At 71.0% G+C, this 20,185-nt stretch carries 20 protein-coding genes; 10 read left to right on the top strand and 10 right to left on the bottom strand.

Annotated features, from left to right (window positions below; all coding sequences use genetic code 11):
- Nucleotides 1–6: 6 nt before the first annotated feature.
- Nucleotides 7–447, top strand: coding sequence for a MarR family winged helix-turn-helix transcriptional regulator (locus GH740_RS06650; RefSeq protein WP_153745286.1), 441 nt, complete (start codon nt 7–9; stop codon nt 445–447).
- Between the two features lie 42 nt (nt 448–489).
- Here the strand turns inward: GH740_RS06650 and GH740_RS06645 are convergent, their stop codons facing one another.
- Nucleotides 490–1,842: an aminomethyltransferase family protein gene (locus GH740_RS06645; protein ID WP_153745285.1), complete on the bottom strand. Its 1,353-nt coding sequence runs from the start codon at nt 1,840–1,842 to the stop codon at nt 490–492.
- A 121-nt stretch (nt 1,843–1,963) separates the two neighbouring features.
- Here GH740_RS06645 and GH740_RS06640 point away from each other — a divergent pair, with 121 nt between their 5' ends.
- Nucleotides 1,964–2,875: a LysR family transcriptional regulator gene (locus GH740_RS06640; protein WP_153745284.1), complete on the top strand. Its 912-nt coding sequence runs from the start codon at nt 1,964–1,966 to the stop codon at nt 2,873–2,875.
- 146 nt (nt 2,876–3,021) lie between these two features.
- Here the strand turns inward: GH740_RS06640 and GH740_RS06635 are convergent, their stop codons facing one another.
- Nucleotides 3,022–4,428, bottom strand: coding sequence for an aminomethyltransferase family protein (locus GH740_RS06635; RefSeq protein ID WP_153745283.1), 1,407 nt, complete (start codon nt 4,426–4,428; stop codon nt 3,022–3,024).
- A 221-nt stretch (nt 4,429–4,649) separates the two neighbouring features.
- Here GH740_RS06635 and GH740_RS06630 point away from each other — a divergent pair, with 221 nt between their 5' ends.
- The 4 genes from GH740_RS06630 to GH740_RS06615 are packed head-to-tail and all read left to right on the top strand — an operon-like array spanning nt 4,650 to nt 8,206.
- A complete protein-coding gene (locus GH740_RS06630) occupies nt 4,650–5,405 on the top strand; it encodes a PIG-L deacetylase family protein (RefSeq protein WP_153745282.1) in 756 nt (251 codons plus the stop codon).
- Nucleotides 5,402–6,100: a 4-carboxy-4-hydroxy-2-oxoadipate aldolase/oxaloacetate decarboxylase gene (locus GH740_RS06625; RefSeq protein ID WP_367640921.1), complete on the top strand. Its 699-nt coding sequence runs from the start codon at nt 5,402–5,404 to the stop codon at nt 6,098–6,100. The genes GH740_RS06630 and GH740_RS06625 overlap by 4 nt, the downstream gene beginning before the upstream one ends.
- On the top strand, nt 6,090–7,184 hold the full coding sequence (locus GH740_RS06620; protein WP_153745281.1) for a PrpF domain-containing protein: 1,095 nt from the start codon (nt 6,090–6,092) through the stop codon (nt 7,182–7,184). Before GH740_RS06625 ends, GH740_RS06620 begins: the two co-directional genes overlap by 11 nt.
- Nucleotides 7,185–7,213: 29 nt before the next feature.
- Entirely contained in the window at nt 7,214–8,206 is a 993-nt protein-coding gene (locus GH740_RS06615) for a VOC family protein (protein WP_153745280.1), read from the top strand.
- A gap of 196 nt (nt 8,207–8,402) precedes the next feature.
- Here the strand turns inward: GH740_RS06615 and GH740_RS06610 are convergent, their stop codons facing one another.
- From GH740_RS06610 to GH740_RS06600, 3 genes are read right to left on the bottom strand one after another with little or no spacing between them, the layout of a single operon-like run.
- The gene (locus GH740_RS06610) at nt 8,403–10,064 is read right to left on the bottom strand and encodes a class I adenylate-forming enzyme family protein (RefSeq protein WP_153745279.1); all 1,662 of its coding nucleotides are present in this window, start codon (nt 10,062–10,064) and stop codon (nt 8,403–8,405) included.
- Entirely contained in the window at nt 10,064–10,861 is a 798-nt protein-coding gene (locus tag GH740_RS06605) for an SDR family oxidoreductase (protein ID WP_153745278.1), read from the bottom strand. Before GH740_RS06605 ends, GH740_RS06610 begins: the two co-directional genes overlap by 1 nt.
- 59 nt (nt 10,862–10,920) lie before the next feature.
- The gene (locus tag GH740_RS06600) at nt 10,921–12,036 is read right to left on the bottom strand and encodes a 5-methyltetrahydropteroyltriglutamate--homocysteine S-methyltransferase (RefSeq protein ID WP_153745277.1); all 1,116 of its coding nucleotides are present in this window, start codon (nt 12,034–12,036) and stop codon (nt 10,921–10,923) included.
- 102 nt (nt 12,037–12,138) lie between these two features.
- Between GH740_RS06600 and GH740_RS06595 the strand changes: the two genes are divergently transcribed.
- Genes GH740_RS06595 through GH740_RS06585 form a run of 3 tightly spaced genes read left to right on the top strand, consistent with a single transcriptional unit; the run spans nt 12,139 to nt 14,845 of the window.
- Nucleotides 12,139–13,119, top strand: coding sequence for an ABC transporter ATP-binding protein (locus tag GH740_RS06595; RefSeq protein WP_367640918.1), 981 nt, complete (start codon nt 12,139–12,141; stop codon nt 13,117–13,119).
- Nucleotides 13,116–14,015: an ABC transporter permease gene (locus GH740_RS06590; RefSeq protein ID WP_153745276.1), complete on the top strand. Its 900-nt coding sequence runs from the start codon at nt 13,116–13,118 to the stop codon at nt 14,013–14,015. Before GH740_RS06595 ends, GH740_RS06590 begins: the two co-directional genes overlap by 4 nt.
- The gene (locus GH740_RS06585) at nt 14,012–14,845 is read left to right on the top strand and encodes an ABC transporter permease (RefSeq protein WP_153745275.1); all 834 of its coding nucleotides are present in this window, start codon (nt 14,012–14,014) and stop codon (nt 14,843–14,845) included. Before GH740_RS06590 ends, GH740_RS06585 begins: the two co-directional genes overlap by 4 nt.
- A 70-nt stretch (nt 14,846–14,915) precedes the next feature.
- On the opposite strand, the gene GH740_RS06580 is transcribed toward GH740_RS06585, so the two are convergent.
- A complete protein-coding gene (locus GH740_RS06580) occupies nt 14,916–15,827 on the bottom strand; it encodes a hypothetical protein (RefSeq protein WP_153745274.1) in 912 nt (303 codons plus the stop codon).
- Nucleotides 15,828–16,053: 226 nt separating this feature from the next.
- Here GH740_RS06580 and GH740_RS06575 point away from each other — a divergent pair, with 226 nt between their 5' ends.
- Nucleotides 16,054–16,473 (top strand): DUF2269 family protein, encoded by a 420-nt coding sequence (locus GH740_RS06575; RefSeq protein WP_253941273.1) that lies wholly within the window; start codon nt 16,054–16,056, stop codon nt 16,471–16,473.
- A 199-nt stretch (nt 16,474–16,672) separates the two neighbouring features.
- Here the strand turns inward: GH740_RS06575 and ribH are convergent, their stop codons facing one another.
- From ribH to ribD, 4 genes are read right to left on the bottom strand one after another with little or no spacing between them, the layout of a single operon-like run.
- Nucleotides 16,673–17,146, bottom strand: a complete 474-nt coding sequence (gene ribH, locus GH740_RS06570; RefSeq protein ID WP_153745272.1) for a 6,7-dimethyl-8-ribityllumazine synthase — start codon at nt 17,144–17,146, stop codon at nt 16,673–16,675.
- Complete coding sequence (ribA, locus tag GH740_RS06565) at nt 17,143–18,435, bottom strand: GTP cyclohydrolase II (protein WP_153745271.1); 1,293 nt, start codon at nt 18,433–18,435, stop codon at nt 17,143–17,145. Before ribA ends, ribH begins: the two co-directional genes overlap by 4 nt.
- Nucleotides 18,432–19,085 (bottom strand): riboflavin synthase, encoded by a 654-nt coding sequence (locus tag GH740_RS06560; RefSeq protein ID WP_153745270.1) that lies wholly within the window; start codon nt 19,083–19,085, stop codon nt 18,432–18,434. Before GH740_RS06560 ends, ribA begins: the two co-directional genes overlap by 4 nt.
- Before the next feature lies 1 nt (nt 19,086).
- Nucleotides 19,087–20,124 (bottom strand): bifunctional diaminohydroxyphosphoribosylaminopyrimidine deaminase/5-amino-6-(5-phosphoribosylamino)uracil reductase RibD, encoded by a 1,038-nt coding sequence (gene ribD, locus GH740_RS06555; protein ID WP_153745269.1) that lies wholly within the window; start codon nt 20,122–20,124, stop codon nt 19,087–19,089.
- Nucleotides 20,125–20,185: the final 61 nt, after the last annotated feature.

Here is a 20,185-nt window from a genome sequence, read left to right as displayed (position 1 = left end):
CGCGCCATGGACAACACGAACTTCACGTACGTCATCAAGCAGGTGGAGCTCGCGCTCCGGCCCTACATCGACGGCGCGTGTGCGGCGGCGGGGATGACAACGGCGCAGTACACCGCGCTGACCGTCCTGGAGCGGCGTCCCGGGATCACGAGCTCGGAGCTCGCCCGCCGCTCGTTCGTGCGCGCGCAGACCATGGCCCAGACGATGGATCCGCTGCTGGAGGCGGGGCTCGTGCGCCGGGAGCGGGATCCTGGGCACGCCCGGCGGCTGCTGCTGTACCTCACCGACACCGGGTCGGCGGCCATCGCGCGGGCGCGGCCGCACGTCGCCGAGCTGGAGCGGCTGATCCTGAGCGAATTCACGGCCGACGAGGCCGCCGCGTTCGCGGAGTACCTGCGCCGCGCGCGCCGCTCCCTGCACGAGAGCGCGCCGGTCACGGCATCCTGACGCCCGAGTGAGGGCGCCGGACGCCGCGACCGGCGCGGCCGCTCAATTCGCGCGGTAGTTCTCCCGGGCGAAACGCGAGTACGGGGCCGGCTGCACGATCGCGCGGATCGGCACCTGGCGGTGCGGCTCGACGGCGGGCTTGCGCGAGTTCGGCTCCTCGCCCCACAGCACGACGACCTCGGTCCCCGGTGCGGCCGCGTCCGCATCGACGCTGGCCAGCGACGCGAACACCTGCTCGCCCACGATGTAGCCGCAGTCGTGGGAGACGCCGACATCCTGGCTGCCCGCGAGCACCCGGTCGACCTGGTACTGGCCGTACCGGGCCTTCGGGAACTCGATGTACTTCGCCGGCACGCCCTCCTCCAGCAGCGTCCGCTGCGCGGCGGCGACGTCGTCGGCATCCCACACCAGCGTCACCTTCTGCCGCAGCGGGCCCGCGGCGATCCGCTCCAGGGCCGCACGGCCGATGAAGTCGTGGTCGAACGCGACGCTGCGCCCGTAGCCGAGGTCGTACGGCGTCAGGTAGTAGTCCTCGATGTCGTCGGAGGCGAAGCTGCCCGCGAGGGAGCCGAGCCGGGACGCCGGCAGCCATTCCAGGTACTCGGCCGCTTCTTCGCCGGTGAACACCGCCGGCAGCGGGGACGGCACCCATGCGGACTCGAGGTTCGCGGACGAGTAGGCGCGCGAGCCCACCAGGACCAGCCCGAACTGCTCGCCCGCCTCGACGATCGCGGCGCGCACGCGCGCGCCGTCGGCCCACGGCCCGAACAGCTCGAACCCGGGCTGCCCGGCCATCCCGTGCCGCAGCGACCGCACCCGGACGCCCGCGATCGTGAAATCGGCCATGCCGAAGAACTTCGTGTGCGGCACCGGGCCGCCGGTCAGCTTCTCCATGAGCGCGAGTGCGTGCGGCCCCTGGATCTCGAAGCGGTACAGGACCGGGTCGCCGGCGCGCACCAGCGAGCTGCCGTCCCGCTCGAACGTGACGTCGTAGTCGCCGCGCTCGCCGTGGAACTGGAGCCAGTCGATGACCATGTGCCATCCCACGAGGTCGTAGCGGCCCTCCTCGAGGTGGAACAGGATCGCGTCGCCGATGAGGTAGCCCTCGTGGTTCACCGCGATGAACTGCTTGGCCGCGTTGACGGGGAAGTCCGCGAAGCTGTTGACGCCGACATCCGACAGCAGCCGCAGCGCGTCCGGACCCGAGATGAACAGGTCCGTCATGTGGTGCGACTGGTCCAGCAGCGCGACCGACTCGCGCCACGCCCGCTGCTCGGAGCGCCAGTTCGTGAACTCCGGCGTCACCGGGAAGACCGTGGGGCGGGCGGGGGCGTTGCGCAGGTAGTGGACGGGGCTGCCGGCCTCGGCGATGACCTGTGAAGCGGATGCGGCCATGGAGACTCCTTCGTGTCGGGTTGCTCGCCATGTTAGTAAACGGTGGGTATTTTGGAAGGGTTTCCCGATAAGCATCGATTATGATGCGGGAATCGCTGCTTAGCCTGTGGAGGAGCCGCCGGTGGATCTGAACCTCGTCCGCGTGTTCGTCGCGGTGTACGAGTCGCGAAGCCTCACCGCGGCCGCCGGGCGGCTGTTCGTCACGCAGCCGGCCGTCAGCCAGGCGCTCGGGCGCCTGCGCCGCCAGTGCGACGACGCCCTGTTCCAGCGCGAGGGCAGCGGGATGCAGCCGACGCCGCTCGCCGATGCGCTGTACCCCGAGTTCCGGGACGCGGTGACCGTGATCGACCGGGCGCTGGATGCCGTGCACGGCTTCGACCCGGCCGGCTCCGAGCGGGTGTTCCGGATAGCCCTGTCCGAGCTCGGCGAGATCGGCTGGCTCCCGGACATCGCCCGGGTCGTCGGGGAGCGGGCGCCGCGGGCGCGGCTGGATGTCGTCCCGCTGGACAATGCGACGATCGGCGACGAGCTCGCCCGCGGCGCCATCGACCTGGCCGTGACATCCGCGCCGCTGGCGTGCGAGCACCGGCGCGTCAAGCGGGAGGGGTACCGCGTCGCGATGGGGGACACCCACCCGCTGGCGGCCGGTCCGCTCACGGTGGACGACTACCGGGGCGCGCGCCGCGTCTGGGTGACCAGCGACTCCAGCGCTCAGAACCTGCAGGCCGCGCATCGGCGGCTGGGCGGCGTCAGCGCGCCGGTGCTGCGCGTCCAGCACTTCGTGTCGCTGCCGGATCTGCTGGCAACCGGTGAGTTCATCGCGACGATCCCGGAGACGCTCGCCCGCGGCTGGACCGGCACCTGGCCGATCGCCGTGCACGACGTGCCGTTCGACCTGCCCGACGCCGAGCTGCACCTGTACCGGCGGCCCACCACCCAGCACCTCGGCGCGCTGGACTGGTTCTACTCGACCGTCGGCGACATCATCTCGGCCACGCCGGGCCGGTTCGCCGCGATCCACGCCGGCTCCTGACGGGCTGGCGCCGTGCCGCGTGCCGGAGATCGTGCGCGCCACGCCGATCCGGCGGCGGCCGCGGCGGCGCGCCGCCCCACGATCTCCGACGCCGCGCACACGCGGACGCCGCCCGGGGAGTCCCCGAGCGGCGTCCGTGAGCTGCCTTAGAGCGTGCCGGTGGTGCGCCAGCCGCCGTGGTACTCCTGGCGGGCGGTCTCCGCGTACGGGACCGGGCTGACGATCGCGCGCACGGCGAACTGCTCGTGCGGCTCCACCGTGGTCTTGCCGGAGCCGCCGTCGGGCTCGCCCCACACGACGCGGACCTCGGCGCCGATCGGGACGTCGCGGTCGACGGTGGCCAGCGACAGGCCGCGCTTCTCGTTCGCGGTGATGCCCGTGAACAGCGACAGGCCGACGGTGTTGCCGTCCGCGTCGATCACGGCGTCGTAGTTGCTCGAGCCGTAGTTCGCGTTCGGCAGGTCGAAGAACTGGTACCCGGGGCCGGTGCGGTCCAGGACCGACGCGAGGATCTTCGCGAGGTCCTCGTCGTTCCAGGCCAGGGTGACCTTCTTGCGCTGCTGCTCGGGGTCGAGCTTCTCGAGCGCGTCGCGGCCGATGAAGTCGTGGTCGAACTTCACGAACGAGCCGTAGCCGAGCTCCCACGGGTTCAGGTAGTAGTCGTCGATGCTGTCCGAGACGAACGAGCCGGCGAGGGCGTTGATCGCCTCGTAGCCGTTCGCGGGCAGCCACTCGCGGAAGCGGCGCTCGACGTCACCACCGGTGTAGATGGCCGGCAGCGGGGAGGGGATCCAGCCCGACTCCAGCGTGTTCGACGAGTACGCGCGCGATCCGCAGGGCTCGATGCCGAACTCGCGGCCCGCCTCGAGGATGGCATCCCGGATCTTGCCGTGCTCGGCGTAGGGTCCCCACAGCTCGAGACCGGGCGCACCGGCCATCCCGTGACGCAGCGTGCGCACCTGGGAGCCGGCGATGGTCATGTGCCCCATGTGGAAGAACTTGACCTTCTCGACGGTGCCGCCGGCCAGCTTCTCGATGATCTGCCAGGCGTTCGGGCCCTGGATCTGGAAACGGTAGTAGTCGCGGTGCACGGCGGCGCCGTACGGGCGCGACGGCGAGCGGTCGTCGTAGCGGAACTCGACGTCGTAGCCGCCGGTCTCGGCGTGGAACTGCAGCCAGTTCGCGCCGGGGTTGCGGCCGACGTACACGTACTCGTTCTCGGCCTCACGGAACAGGATGCCGTCGCCGATCACGCCGCCGTTGGAGGCGGTGGGCACGAACTGCTTCGCGGTGTCGACCGGGAAGTTCGCGAACGAGTTGATCCCGGTCTCGCTCAGCAGCTTCAGCGCGTCGGGGCCCGACACGAAGAAGTTCACCATGTGATGGGTCTGGTCGTACAGCACGGCGGTCTCGCGCCATGCCTTCTGCTCCCGTCGCCAGTTGCTGAACTCGGCGGGAACCACCGGGTAGATATAGGTGCCCAGCTGCGAGTTGCGGAGCATCTGAACGATGTTCCCCTTCTCGTCCAGCAGCTGCTGCAGATTCTCGGCCATGGAAAACTCCCTCGACATCGTTGGCGTACCCGGCACGACCGTGCACCGGGGTTCGATCCGACCTCATGCTATGGCTCCCGAGCCACTATGTCCATAGGTATTTGGCATAGTGATTCTCCGGAACCAATATTGTAGACAAAATCTTGACCAATATGCCCGGGTGTGCTTGTCTGGGGGCAGTCTGCCGTCACCCGCGGCGGCGCGAGAAGATGAGGAGCCCCATGGCCGACAGCACCCCTTCACTCCTGGTCGTGAGCGCCCACGCGGGCGACTTCGTGTGGCGTGCCGGCGGGGCTATCGCGGCGGCCGTCCAGCGCGGCGAGCGGGCTGTCGTGGCCTGCCTCAGCTACGGCGAGCGCGGCGAATCGGCGAGCCAGTGGCTGGCCGGGAAGTCGCTCGACGAGATCAAGGCCATCCGCCGGGCCGAGGCCGAGGCCGCGGCATCCGCCCTGGGTGCCGAGATCGAGTTCCTCGACCTGGGCGACTATCCGCTGCGCGAGAGCGACGAGGCCGTATCGCGCCTGGTCGACGTGTACCGCCGGGTGAAGCCGACCGTGGTGCTGACCCACCCCCTCGTCGACCCATACAACGGCGACCACCCCGCCGCGGCCCGGATGGCGCTGCAGGCGCGGGTGCTCGCGCAGGCGATCGGCGTCGCGAACTCCGACGGCTCGTTCCCGACGAAGGCGGACATCATCGGCGCTCCGCCGGTGTTCTTCTTCGAGCCGCACCAGAGTGAGCAGTGCGACTTCAAGCCCAACGTGCTCCTGGACATCACCGACGCGTTTGCCGCCAAGCGCGCCGCGATGGAGTGCATGCCGGCGCAGAAGCACATGTGGTCGTACTACACCGACCTGGCCGTGCGCCGCGGCGTGCAGGTCAAGCGCAACGCGGGGCCAAACCTGGGGCTGCCGCACGAGACGATGGGCGAGGCCTACATGCGGTACTACCCGGAGGTGACGGGGGTGCTGCAGTGAGCGGCGTCATCGTCACCGACATCGCCCGCCCGGATGCCGCGGTCGTGGATGCCCTCGGCGCGCACGGGGTCGCCACGGTGCACGAGGCGATGGGGCGCACGGGCCTGGTCGGCGCGTCGCTGCGGCCGATCCAGGACGGCGCCCGGATCGCCGGCAGCGCCGTCACGGTGCTCAGCTGGCCCGCCGACAACCTCATGATCCACGCCGCCGTCGAGCAGTGCCGCGAGGGCGACATCCTCGTCGTCACGACCGTCTCGCCGTCGGTGGACGGCGCGTTCGGCGAGCTGTTCGGCACCGCCCTGCACGCCCGCGGCGTGCGGGGCCTGATCACCACCACCGGGGTGCGGGATGTCGCGGAGCTGCGCGAGCTCGGATTCCCGGTGTGGTCGGCAGCCGTCAACGCGCAGGGCACCGTGAAGTCGACGGGCGGCTCGGTGAACGTGCCGGTCGTGCTCGGCGGTGTGGTGGTCCGGCCCGGCGATGTGATCGTGGCCGACGACGACGGCGTCCTGTGCGTGCCGCGGGAGAATGCCGCCGCCGCGCTGGCCGCGTCCGACGCACGCGTGGAGAAGGAGGCCGCCGACCGTGCCGCGTACCAGGGCGGGGCGCTGAGCCTGGACCGCAAGGGCCTGCGGCAGAGCCTGTCCGAGTTGGGCGTCGTGTATATGACCCAGCAGGAATACGATGGCCGCTGACCCGCACGGCAGCGCGGCCGCCGACCCGGTGCGGGACGGCATCCGCTGCATGCTCCTGCGCGGCGGCACCTCGAAGGGCGCGTACTTCCTCGCCGACGACGTGCCGGCCGACCCGGCCGTGCGCGATGACCTCGTGCTGCGGATCATGGGCAGCCCCGACCCGGCCCAGATCGACGGGATCGGCGGCGCCCATCCGCTGACGAGCAAGGTCGCCATTGTGTCGCGCTCGCAAGAGCCCGACGTCGACATCGACTACCTGTTCCTGCAGGTGGCCGTCGACGAACCCGTCGTCAGCGACCGGCAGACCTGCGGCAACCTGCTCGCAGGCGTGGGCCCCTTCGCGCTGGAGCGCGGGCTCATCGAGGCCGCGGAGCCGACGGCCACCGTGCGGATCCGCCTTGTGAACACCGGCGACGTGGCCACGGCATCCTTCGCCGTCCGGGACGGGCGCCCCGACTACGACGGCGCGGCCTCGATCGACGGGGTGCCCGGCACCGCGTGCCCGATCGACCTGCAGCTCGCGCCGGCGAAGCCGCTGCTGCCCACCGGCAACGTCGTCGACGAGGTGGCCGGCCACCGGGTGACGCTCGTCGACGACGGGATGCCGGTGGTGCTGATGGATGCCGCGGAGTTCGGCGTGGACGGCACCGAGACCCCCGCCGAGCTCGAGGAGCGCGCCGGGCTCCACGTGCAGGTCGAGCAGGTGCGGCTGGCGGCGGGGGAGCTGTTCGGCCTCGGCGACGTGTCCGCGCAGACAGTGCCGAAGATGTTCCTGCTCACGCCGCCCCGGCACGGCGGCGCTATCGGCACCCGGGCGTTCATCCCCGCCCGCGTGCACACCTCGATCGGCGTGCTGATGGCGGCATCCGTCGCCGCCGGCATCCGCATCCCCGGGGCCGTCGGCTCCGCGATGGCACGGATCGACGACCCGGACCAGACGCCCCTGGAGCACCCCCAGGGCGTGTTCACCGCCCGCGTGGCCGTCGAACAGGGATCCGACGGCGTGTGGCGAGCGACGTCGACGTCGCTGCGCACCGCCCGCAAGCTCTTCGACGGGCGGGTCTTCCCCCGCCCCCGCACCTGACATCCGTACAACCGCAACAGGAGGACCCTATGGCACACGCCGAGAGCTTCGACCTCGCCCACCTGGGCGCAGTCGAGCTGTACACCCCCAAATTCGAGGAGAGTCTGCACTTCTTCCGCGACATCTGCGCGATGCGCGAGGTCGCGCGAGTGGGCGACTCGGCCTACCTGCGCACGTGGGACGAGTACCAGCAGTACTCGCTGAAGCTCACGGCATCCGACACGAACGGCGTCGGACGCACCCTTTTCCGCGCCACCAGCCCGGACGCGCTGAACCGCCGGGTCGCCGCCATCGAGAAGGCGGGCCTGGGCCACGGCTGGCGCGACCCGGAGGTCGGCGTCGGCCGCTCGTACGAGTTCGAGGACCCGGACGGGCACCTGATGGCCCTCTACTACGACACCGAGCACTACGTGCCCGACGACGAGGACCGCCCCGCGCTGAAGAACCAGGCGTCCGCGTATCCCGGCCGCGGCATCAACGCCCGGCGCCTCGACCACATCAACTATCTCGCCGCCGATGTCGACGCGGCCGGCGAGTTCTGGCGCGACGTGATGTTCGCCCGCGAGTCCGAGCGCGTGCGCATGGACGACGGCCACATGGCGGCGTGGTGGTTCCGGTTCCACCAGAAGTCGTACGACGTCGTGTACTCCGAGGACTGGACGAAGACGCGCGGCCGCTTCCACCACTTCGCGTTCGCCCCGGACTCGCGCGAGGACATCCTCAAGGCCGCCGACATCTGCCTGGAGAACGGCGTCTATATCGAGTACGGCCCGTACAAGCACGCGATCAACCAGACGTTCTTCCTGTACGTGTGGGAGCCCGGCGGCAACCGCATCGAGTTCGCGAACGCCCAGGCGCGGCTGCTCCTGGACCCGGACTGGCCCGTCGTCGAATGGAGCGCCGCCGAGCGCGCCAAGGGCCAGGCGTGGGGCATGAAGACCGTCGCGACGTTCCACACCCACGGCACCCCGTACGTCGAGAACCAGGAGGAGATCGACCGGCAGGCCCTCGCCGGCCACTGATCCTCTCTGCGAAGGATGCCGGTCGGTCGAGCCTCCCGCGCCGGCCTACGGCCGGCGCCCGCCAGGGCCCGAGCCAGCTCGGCCGACCGGCATCCTTGTCCGCTTCAGTCGTCGCAAAGTGCGCGTTCTGCTGCCGCCAGGTCGCATTTCGTGACGACTGAAGCCGTGGTGTGCCCCCGGGGCCGCGGGCCCCGCGCTACGGGGCGACGAAGCGACCGGCCTCGGCGTCGGCGGGCGCCTGCTCCTTCATCTTGAAGTGCTGTTTCTTGCCGGTCGCGGTGTACGGCAGCTCGTCCACGAACGCGTAGCGGCGGGGCCGCTTGAAGTCCGCGAGCCGCACGCTGGCCCGCAGGAACGCGTCCAGCTCGGAGGCGGCGGCATCGGCATCAGTCAGCGCTCCCGCACGCGGTTGCACGTAGGCGACAACGAGCTCGCCCCATTGCGGATCCGGCAGGCCGACGACGATCGAGTCCATCACGCCGGCGTGGCCGCTGAGCACCTCCTCGACCTGGACGGGATGGACGTTCTCCCCGCCGGAGATGATCATGTCGTCCTTGCGGCCGACGACCGTGACGATCTCGTCCTCGTCCCACGTGGCGAGGTCCCCCGGGTACACCCATCCGTCGCGGAACTTCTCCGCCTGCTCGCTCGGGTTGCCGAGGTACGCGTATCCGCTCTTGACGGATCGCATGATGACCTCGCCGACCTCGGTGCCGTCCTTGCGCGCGTGCTCATGAGGCTCCGAGATCCGATCGGCCTGTACCCGTACCACCGCGACGTCGTCGTCCAGGCACGCCCGTCCGGCGGCGCCGGCGGCGTCCGGCAGGTCGTCCGGGCGCAGATAGGTGTTCCAGAACGCCTCCGTGGTCCCGTAGCCGTTCGCCACCCGCGGCGTGAGCACGCGCTGGTACCGCAGCGCCGCGTCGTGCCCGAGCGGCGCGCCCATCGTCACGATCCCGCGCAGGCTCGACAGGTCCCGAGGCCGCGTCTCCTGCGCGTCGGCGAGCCGCTCCAGGTTCGTCGGTGCGCCGACCACATACGTCAGCCCGTGCCGCTCGACAGCATCCAGCACGACATCTGCGTCGAACTGGGGGAGCGTGACTGCCTCCGCGCCCACGAAGAACGCGGTGTTCGGGCCCGCGCAGTAGTTTCCGCCGCGGTGGAACCACGGCGACATGTTCATGGTCCGGTCGGTCGGGCCCAGCGGGAAGTGCATCGTGACGTCGTGCGCAGTGAGCACTTCGTTCAGGCTCGCCAGCGGCACCGCCTTGGGCAGGCCCGTGGTTCCGCTCGTGTAGAGCCGGGATGTCTCGTCCCACGTGCTCGCGTCCTCGGGCGCATGGAAGGACGGCGCCTCCGCGGCGAAGAGCTCCTCGAACCGGATCGCCCCGTCGATGAGCTCGCCGCCCACCGCGGCGACGATGCGGGGCCGGTGTGCGGCCAGGTCGAGGGCGGCGGCGGCGCTCGCGGCATCCGTCCCGTCGTAGACGAACAGCGTGGGCGCGGCCTGGTCGAGGATGTGCGCGGTTTCGGCCGGCGCGAGGCGGAAGTTCATCGGCGAGCTCACCGCCCGCAGACCCTGCGCCGCGATGTACAGGAACGCGAACTCCGGTGTGTTCTTCAGCTGGTAGCAGACGACGTCCCCGGTGCCCAGACCCCGCGCACGCAGCCCCGCCACGAGCCGGCCCGTCACGGCGCCCAGCTCGGCATACGTCCAGGACCGGCCGCTCGGCGGATCTGTGAGCGCCCGCCGCCGCGCGTACCGGTGCACGTTGCGCTCGAACGCGGCGGCCCAGGTGAAGTGCGCCTCGAAGACCTGCCGCAGGGCGGTGGGGTCGTAATCGCTGTTCCCGGTCATCATTCCTCCTCCTGCATCCGGGCCTGTGCCCGGCGCACGTCCTCCCAGAACGGCGGCGCGGTGATAGTGAGCCCGCCGTCGACGACGATCGCCTGCCCCGTGATGTAGCCCGCCTGCGGCGACAGCAGGAACCGCACCGTGTGCGCCATCTCATCCGCGCTGCCCACGCGCCCCAGCGGGATGCGCGCGGTGACGTCCGCGAGCGGCGGCATTCCCGGTGTCGCATAGAACCCGTGCAGCGAGTCGGTCTCGATGAGGCCCCCGTTCACGGCGTTGACCGTGATCCCTCGCGGCCCGAACTCCGCGGCCATATGGCGCACCCACGACTCCACGGCCGCCTTGTCCGCCCCGATCGCGCCGTACGCGGGGAACGCGCGCCCGGCGCCGTAGCTGGTGATGGCGACGATGCGGCCGCCATCCGGCATCCGCGGCACCGCCCGCTGCGCGAGCAGTACGAACGACCGGACGTTCGTGGCCCACGAGCGCTCCAGGTTCCGCGCCGACAGCTGCGCGATGGGCTTGAAGGCGGATGCCGCGGCATTGGCCACGACCGCGTCGAACGCCGTGTCGCCGGCGAACAGGGCGTCCAGGTCGTCCGGCGACTCGAGCTCGGTGCGCACCGCACGTGCAGTGCCGCCCGCCGCGCGGATGCCGGCGACGACAGCGTCGGCGGCATCCGCGGAGCGCCGGTACGTGATGGTGATGTCCATGCCGTCGGCCGCCAGAAGGGCGGCCAGGCGCGCACCGATCCCCCGCGAACCGCCCGTGATCAGGACGGACGAAGCGGATCCGGGCATGCGGGCTCCTGACGACGTCGTGAGACGGTCGTCAGCCTAGTCCTGCGTCGGGCTGCAGGTCAGCCCCACACGTCGGCGGCGATCTCCGCCACCGAGCGGATCTTCGCCCACTGCTCGTCGTCGCTGAGCGTGTTGCCCTCCTCGGTGGACGCGAAGCCGCACTGCGGGCTGAGCGCGAGCTGCTCCAGCGGCGCGTACGCGGTGGCCTCGTCGATGCGGCGCTTGATGTCGTCGGGATTCTCCAGCTGCCCGGTCTTCGTGGTGACAAGACCGAGGACCACCGTCTTGTCCCCGCGGGGCAGGAAGCGCAACGGCTCGAACCCGCCGGCGCGGTCGCTGTCGTACTCCAGGAAGTAGCCGTCGTACTGCACGACATCCAGCAGCTGCTCGGCGACCGGCTCGTACCCGCCCGAGGAGATCCACGTGGAGCGGAAGTTGCCGCGACACACGTGCGTGGTGACGACGAGATCGTCCGGCTTGCCGGCCAGGACCCGGTTCAGGATGCCGGCGTACCGTGCGGCGATCCCGTCCGTGTCGATGCCCCGCTCCCGCGCCTTTGCGAGCTCGGCGTCGCTGCACAGGTACGCCCATGCGGTGTCATCCAGCTGCAGATAGCGCGCGCCGGCGTCGTAGAACGCGGCCAGCGCGTCCCGGTACGCCTGCACGAGGTCTTCGACGATGGCATCCCGCCCGTCATATGCCGATTCCGCGATATGGCCGGGCTCGAGGCGGAAGTCCAGCACCGTCGGCGACGGGATGCTGAACTTCGGGGTCGCTCCGGTCGTCCGCGCCAGCGCCTCCTTCAGCGATGCGAAGTGCTGCAGGAACGGATGCCGGGCATCGAACCGGATCGGGCCGGAGACCTCGACGCCGCGCGGCTTGGTCTGCACCCCCTGGAACTGGATGCCGTGGTCCAGCTCCACGATGTCGACGCCGTCAAGGAAGCCGAAGAAGTCGAAATGCCACCACGACCGGCGGAACTCGCCGTCGGTGGCGAGCGCCAGCCCGGCGTCCGCCTCCCGCGCCACCAGGTCCGCGATGGCGGCGTCCTCGGCGGCGCGCAGCCCGGCGTCGTCGAGCTCGCCGTCCGCGTGGCGGCGGCGGGCCTGTTTGAGCGAGGCGGGGCGCAGGAAGCTGCCGACGACGTCGGCGCGGAACGGAGGTGTGGTGGTCATCGTGCGATGGTATTCCGGATGCCGGCGGCGTCGACATCCCGTGTCATGCGACGTCATCCGAACAGCGCGACCGGTGTCTGCGGCCGCGATTAGAGTAGTCCGGTGCCCGCTCCCGTGATCCGTGCAGCGAACCTCGTCAAGGCGTACCGAGTGAAGGGATCCCCGCGCTCCGTGCGCGGCTCGAGCGCGCGTTCCGCCCAGCCGGAGTTCCTCGCCGTCGACGGGCTGGACTTCGAGGTCGCCCCGGGGGAGTCGTTCGGCCTGCTCGGCCCCAACGGTGCGGGCAAGTCCACCACCATGAAGATGGTGGGCGCGGTGTCCACCCGCACGTCCGGGGAGCTGGAGATCCTGGGGCTGGACCCCGACCGGTATGGACCGGAGATCCGGTCGCGCCTGGGCGTCGTGCCGCAGGAGGACAACCTCGACGGCGAGCTGAATGCGCGCGAGAACCTGTATGTGTATGGACGGTACTTCGGGCTGCCGGGGCGGGTGTGCGCGCAGAAGGCGGACGAGCTGCTGGCGTTCGCGCAGCTGCAGGACCGGGCCGGAAGCAAGGTCGACCAGCTCTCCGGCGGCATGAAGCGCCGTCTCACGATAGCCCGCGGCCTCATCAACGATCCGCGCATCCTGCTGCTGGACGAGCCGACCACGGGTCTTGACCCGCAGGCGCGGCACATCCTGTGGGACCGGCTGTTCCGGCTGAAGGAGCGCGGCACGACGCTCGTGGTGACCACGCACTACATGGACGAGGCCGAGCAGCTGTGCGACCGGCTCATCGTCGTGGACAAGGGACGGATCATGGCCCAGGGGACCCCGGCCGCGCTGATCCGCGAGCACTCCAGCCGCGAGGTCGCCGAGGTGCGGTTCGGCTCGGAGCACAACGCGCACGCCGCCGCGCAACTGGCCGGTGTCGGCGACCGCGTCGAGGTGCTGCCGGACCGCGTCCTCGTGTACGCGCACGACGGGGAGAGCGTGCTCACCCGCATCGCCGAAGTCGGGCTGCAGCCGCTGACGAGCCTCGTGCGTCGTTCGAGCCTGGAGGATGTCTTCCTGCGGTTGACCGGAAGGTCGCTGATCGAATGACATCCCTCCAGCAGGCGCAAGAGCCGAACCGCGGCGCGCACCCCACGCTCGACGACCTGCGCGCCGAGGCGCTGGAGGCCGGGCGCCGGCCGCGCCGGTACGGCACGTGGTACGCGACCGAGCACATGCTGCGCGCCATGCGCGCGTACGGCTGGACGATCCTCGTCGGCGCTCTGGCCCAGCCGCTGGTGTACCTGTTCGGGCTGGCCGTCGGGCTGGCGGCCCTCATCCGTCAGGAGATCCCGGCCGGCGACGGCAGCACGGTATCCTACCTCGTGTTCGTCGCGCCGGCGCTGCTGATGACGGCCACGATCGCCGTGGCCTCCGAGGAGTTCACCTATCCGGTGATGGCCGGGTTCAAGTGGCGGCGCTACTTCTACGGGTTCAACGCGTCGGCGCTCTCGTCGCCGCAGATCGCGAACGGCGTGGCGGTCGCGGCATCGGCGCGGATGCTGTTCGCCGGCGCCGCCTACTACGCGTTCATCTGGGCGTTCGGCGCGGTGTTCCCGCTCGTGACGGTGCCCGCACCGGCCACGGGCTGGATCTCGGTGCCGATCGGGCTCCTGGCGGGCCTCGCGTTCGGGATGCCGCTGATGGCATACGCCGCGTCCCTGGAGCAGGACAAGGGTCAGTTCGCCCTCGTCCAGCGGTTCGTGTTCATGCCGATGTTCCTGTTCTCGGGCACTTTCTACCCACTGTGGACGCTTCCGGTCTGGCTGCAGTGGATCGGCTGGATCTCCCCGCTGTGGCACGCCACCGAACTCGGACGGATGACGACATTCGGCGCGCCGATCGATCCGGTGATGCTTGCCGTCCACCTGGGGTACCTGGTGGTGCTCGCCGGCGGCGGATACCTGCTCGCCCGTCGCATCTTCACGCGGAGGCTCGCGAAATGACCGCCGTGACATCCCCGGCCCCGACGGATGTCCGCGCCCGGCGCGGGGGAGTACGGGCCCTCTGGGCAGGCAACCCGTGGGCGGTCGTGCAGCGAGGGCTCATCGCCGCGCGCTCGTCCAGCTGGGTCGTCATCCTCTCCGGGTTCTTCGAGCCGGTGTTCTATCTGCTGTCCCTGGGCATCGGCCTCGGCGCCCTGGTCGGCGACGTCCAGGTGTCGCCGGACGTGTCGGTGCCGTACGCGGCGTACATAGCGCCCGCGCTGCTGGCGGTGTCGGCGATGAACGGGGCCATCTACGACTCGACGTGGAACGTGTTCTTCAAGCTGAACTACGGGAAGCTGTATGAGGGGATGCTGGCGACATCCCTGGGTCCGCTGGATGTCGCGCTCGGCGAGATTCTCTACGCGCTGCTGCGGGGGCTGCTGTACGCATGCGGCTTCATGATCATCATGCAGGCGTTCGGGCTGAACCTGGCGGCCACCGCGATCCTCGCCCTGCCGGCGGTGCTGCTGATAGCGTTCGGCTTCGCGAGCCTGGGCATGGCTGTCACCAGCTACATGAAGACGTTCCAGCACATGGACTGGATCAACATCGTGCTGCTGCCGATGTTCCTGTTCTCGGCGACGCTGTACCCGATCTCGATCTACCCGGAGTGGATCCAGTCCGTGATCATGGCGTTCCCGCTCTGGCACGGCGTCGAGCTGATCCGGGCGCTGACCACGGGCGCCTACACCGCGGGCATGGCCTGGCACATCCTGTACTACCTTGCGATGATCGCCGTGGGCCTCGTCTTCACCACGAAGCGCCTGCGCGCCCTCTTCCTCGACTGACCCTCTCATCCGGCGTGAGGTGGCAGAAATGGCGGGAATTTCGGCGTGAATTCCCGCCATTCGTGCCACCTCACGAAGACGGGATGCGGCGGGCCAGGGCGGCGCGAAGGTCGGCGAAGAGCGCGGCGGGGTCGGTCAGGTCGGCCTGCGTCACGGACAGGTAGATCCAGCCGAGCGCCTCGAGGCGACGACGGCGGGTGAGATCCCTGCGCCACTGCGCCTTGTCCGTGCGGTGCTGGTCGCCCTCGTACTCGATCGCTATCTTCAGGCCCGGATAGGCGAGGTCGACGCGTGCCACGAATGCCCCGGCGCCGTCCGCGACGACGTGGTTGACCTCCGGCACGGGGAATCCCGCCTCGATCAGGAGGACGCGGAGCTCCGACTCCTTCGGCGACTCGGACCTCGCATCCAGGAGCTCGAGGGCGCGACGCAGGCGGCGACGATGCTTGCGGGCGGGATGGGCGGCGGCCGAGCGGGCAAGGCGCCGCGCCGCCCCGTCACCGCCCCGGCGCAGGAGTGCATCGCCGACCGCCACGAGCTGAGCGAGCGTGAGCATCGAGGCGAGGTCGCAGAACGTGCGCTCGGGGGTGGTGGCGCGCACATGCGTGCGTTCGTCGACATCCTTCTCGCCGAGGGTGGAATGATGGCCGCGCACCCGTTTCACGCGGGGAGCCCGTGTCGCGCGCGGAACCGTCACATCGAAGACGTCCTCGTCCTCGAGCGCGGTCGGCAGCGGCAGCCCGTGCAGGCGGGCGGCCGTCACATGGCTGAACGCAGCGCTGGCGGGCAGCCGGGTCTCCAGTGCCGCGCACCGGTGCCCGAACGGCAGGTCGACACCGGCGGGGGATCGGACGCCCTGGTGCGGCCGGATGAGGTCGCCCGCCCGCGTTCGGCTGCGGGAGATGCCGTGCGCGCGCGCCGCCCCGACCGAGAACGACTTCCCCGGAAACGGCTCGGGGAGGGGAGCAGCGCTGCGAGCCATCCGTCCAGAATGCTCCGCCGCGCCGATCTCCCCGCGGACTTATCCACACCCTGCCCGCCGCGTCCTCCGCCCCCGCCCGTGAGGTGGCACGAATGGCGGGAATGACAAGCGAAATTCCCGCCATTCGTGCCACCTCACGCAAGTGGAGGTCAGGGCGAGCGGGGATGCCGCGCCCGGCGATGCGGGAACCTTCAGGGTGGCCTAAGCTCGGGGGATGGATACCGTGATGACCGTCTTGCATGTTGCCACCGCCGTCTTCATCGTCGGCCCGATGGCGATTCTCCCGATGACGGGCCTGCGATCCCTGCGCAGCGGCAACGCAGCGCAGGTGCGGACGCTGGCCCGCTCGACCGGAATCTTCACATGGCTGTCGCTGCTCACGTTCGTGTTCGGATTCGGCGTCATGGGAATGGCCGACCCGAAATTCAACCTGAGCTTCACGACCCCGTGGATCCTGTGGTCGATCATCCTGTACGCGATAGCGTTCCTGCTCACGATCTTCGTGGTCGTGCCTCGGATGACCGCCGCGGCCGAGGGGGCCGCCGAGGGCGCGAAGCCGGCGAACTACGGCATCATCGCCGCCACCAGCGGCCTCTCGGCGCTCCTGCTGCTGGCCGTCGTCGTCCTCATGATCTGGAAGCCCTAGCACCCAACCGCCCCGGGGCGCCTTGAACTGAGCCATCTCGGAAAGCGGCACAGCGGAGCGGGATGCCGTCGGGCCGAGCCGGCTCGGGCCTGGCGGGCGACGGCCGCAGGCCGTCGCGGGATGCTCGGCCCGACGGCATCCCGCGCAGCTCCCGAAACCCAGCCCAACGGAAACCCAGCCCGACGGAACCCGGGAAGACTCAGCCGCGCAGCCCCCGCAGCAGTCCCACCATGCGCAGCGCGGCATCCGCCGCCTCCGCGCCCTTGTCCTCCTGCGACCTCGGCAGCCCCGCCCGGTCGAGCCCCTGCTGCTCGTCGTCCAGAGTGAGCACGCCGAAGCCGATCGGCCGGCCGGCGTCCAGCGCGACCCGGTTGAGACCGTCGGTGGTCGCCGCCGAAACGTATTCGAAGTGCGGCGTCCCGCCGCGGATGATCACCCCGAGCGCCACGACGGCGTCGGCGCCGCCGGCGAACGCGGCCTGTGCGGCGAGCGCGAGCTCGAACGATCCCGGCACGCGCACGAGCCGGTGCGACGCGCCGGCGGCGTCCAGGGCGCGCTGAGCCCCGGCGATCAGGCCCTGCGAGATGGCCTCGTGCCAGCGGGCCGCGACGACCACGACCTCCACGCCGGTGCCGTCGACCTGCTGCGCCTGGGGCGCCCCCGCCTTGCTCATGCCTTCGCTCCCTCGTGTCCGGTGCCCTCCGCCGTGTGCATGTGCGCGAGCGCGTCGGCGAGGTCGTCGGCGTCGATGATGTGTCCCATCCGGTCCCGCTTGGTCTGCAGGTACTGGTGGTTGTTCGGGCCGACGCCCACCAGCAGCGGCACCTGCTCGATGATGTCCAGCCCGAAGCTGCGCAGCTGGTCGACCTTGTCGGTGTTGTTCGTCAGCAGACGGACCCGTTCCACGCCGAGCTCGGCGAGGATGCCGGCGGCCGCGGCGTAGTCGCGGGCGTCCGCGGGAAGCCCCAGCGCGAGATTCGCGTCGACGGTGTCCATGCCGCGCTCCTGCAGGCTGTAGGCGCGCAGTTTGTTGATGAGCCCGATGCCGCGGCCTTCGTGGCCGCGCATGTAGATCACGACGCCGCCGTCGCGGTCGATGGCGTCCAGCGCCGCCTGCAGCTGCGGGCCGCACTCGCACTTCAGCGAACCGAACGCCTCGCCGGTGAGGCACTCCGAGTGCACGCGCACGAGCGGGGCATCCCCGGACAGGTCGCCCGACACTATCGCGAGATGGTCGGTGCCGGTGATGCGGTCCTTGTACGCGAGGACGCGGAATCGGCCGTGCGCGGTGGGCACGTTGGCCTCCGCACGCAGGCTCACCCGGCGCCGGTGCGCCAGCGGCGCGGTGCGCGGCTCGTGCTCGTCCAGGTGCGCGATCAGCTGCTCGATGGTGATCACCGGGATGCCTTCGCGCTGGCCCATCTCGATGAGCCCCGGCAGCCGCATCATGCTGCCGTCCTCGGCGACGACCTCCGCGATGGCGCCGACCGGCGACAGGCCTGCGAGCCTCATCAGCTCGACCGCCGCCTCGGTGTGCCCGCTGCGCTCACGCACCCCGCCGTCCACGGCCCGCAGCGGCAGCACGTGCCCGGGGCGGATGACGGAGGACGGCGTCGACTGCGCGTTCGCCAGCACGTTCAGGGTGTGCGCGCGGTCGGCGGCGCTGATGCCGGTCGAGATCCGGTCCGCCGCGTCCACGCTCACCGTGTAGGCGGTGCCGCGCGAGTCCTGGTTGTTGGCCACCATGGGCGGCAGGTCGAGCCGGTCGGCCCACTCCGCGGGCATCGGCGCGCACAGGTAGCCGCTCGAGTAGCGGATCGTCCACGCCAGCCACTGCGGTGTCGCGAGCTGGGCGGACAGGATGACGTCCCCCTCGTTCTCGCGGTTCTCGTCGTCGGCGACCAGGACCGGCCGGCCGGCGCGCAGGCTGTCGAGCGCCTCGGGGATGGTGGACAGGCTCATCGCGAGCCTCCTTCGATGAGGGATGGCGCGGGGTCGGCCGCGTCCGGGGTGAAGGCACGCAGGCGCCGCACATGGCGGGCCAGGATGTCGGTCTCGAGGTTCACGTGGTCGCCCGGCGCGCGCTCGCCGAGCGTGGTCGCAACCAGGGTCTCCGGGATCAGCGACACCTCGAACCAGGCGGGCGCGGCGGTGGCGGCGCTCACGGCGCTGACGGTCAGCGAGACGCCGTCCACGGCGATCGACCCCTTGTCGACGACGAGGTCGGCGCAGTCGCCGGGCAGCGCCACCCGCAGCACCCGCCAGCGGTCGCCGGGCCGCACCTGGAGGACCTCGCCGGTCCCGTCGATGTGCCCCTGCACTATGTGGCCGCCCAGTCGCGCGTCCGCGCGCAGGGCCCGTTCGATGTTCACGCGGCGCCCGGCCGCGTCCGCGTCGAGCGTGGACATGTCCAGGGTCTGCCGCATGACGTCGGCGGTGAACCAGTCCTCGCCCTGGTCGACGACGGTCAGGCACACGCCGGACACAGCGATGGAATCGCCGTGCGCGGCATCCGTCACCGCCAGCGGCGCCTGCACGGTGAGCCGTACGCCGTCGCCGGACGGTGCGACGGCCGTGATCCGGCCGGTCTCCTCGATGATCCCCGTGAACATGTCACGAACTCCTTTCGGCCCGGGTCGCATCCGGGCGGGGGTGCGCGACGATCAGCAGGTCGTCGCCGAGCTTCTCGATCGATGCCACCCGCAACCGGCGGGCGGCGCCGATCGTGGCCACGCCGATGTCGGTGAGCGCGAGCCGGTCGCCGCCGAGCAGCACGGGGGCCGTGTACGCGAGGATCTCGTCGTACAGGCCCGCACGCAGGAACGCGCTGGCGACGGTGGGGCCGCCCTCGACGAACAGCCGGTGGATGCCGCGCGCGTGCAGGTCGGCGACGGCGACGTGGAGATCGTCGTAGAACAGCGGGGGATGCGGATGCCGGCGCACGGCCGCGTCCGCGGGGACGGCGCGCGTGCCCAGGACCACCGGGATCGGCTGGTGCTCGTGCAGCGCGCCGGCGGGGGTGCGCGCGGTGAGGGCGGGATCGTCGGCGAGGATCGTGCCGGTGCCGGCGAGGATGGCGTCGGTGGACGCGCGCCGCTCGTGCACGTCGGCGCGGGCGGCGGGGCCGGTGATCCACCGGCTGGTGCCGTCGGATGCCGCCGCCCGGCCGTCCAGGCTCTGTGCCCACTTCACGGTGATGTAGGGGCGGCCCAACCGGGTTGCCACGAGCCAGTCGTCGATGAGGGCGACGCCGTCGTCGACGAGCACGCCGCCGGCGACATCCACCCCCGCGGCGCGCAGCCGCGCGGCGCCGCCGCCGGAGCGGACCCCCGGGTCCTCGGCGCTGTACACGACTCGGGCGACGCCCGCCTCGATCAGGGCCAGCGCGCACGGGCCGGTGTGCCCGGTGTGGTTGCACGGCTCCAGCGTGACGACCGCGGTGGTGCCCCGCGCCGCGCCGGGGGCGAGCTGAGACAGGGCGTCGACCTCGGCGTGCGGCGTGCCCACGCCATGGTGCCAGCCCTCGGCGAGCACGTCGCCGTCGGGGGAGAGGATCACCGCGCCCACCTGCGGGTTCACGCCGCGAGGGCCGCGGCGGGCGAGGGCGAGCGCACGACGCATGGCGCTGCGCTCGACGGCACTCACCGACATCCGCTCTCCTGACTCGTCCGGGGCGCTGCGGGTACGGGAGGCGGCAGCCCGCGGACGCGCC

It is taken from the genome of Microbacterium sp. SYP-A9085, assembly GCF_009649635.1.
In the GTDB taxonomy this organism is placed as follows: domain Bacteria; phylum Actinomycetota; class Actinomycetes; order Actinomycetales; family Microbacteriaceae; genus Microbacterium.
Note: the sequence above shows the minus strand (reverse complement) of the source record. Positions and strands in the feature narration are given on the sequence as shown.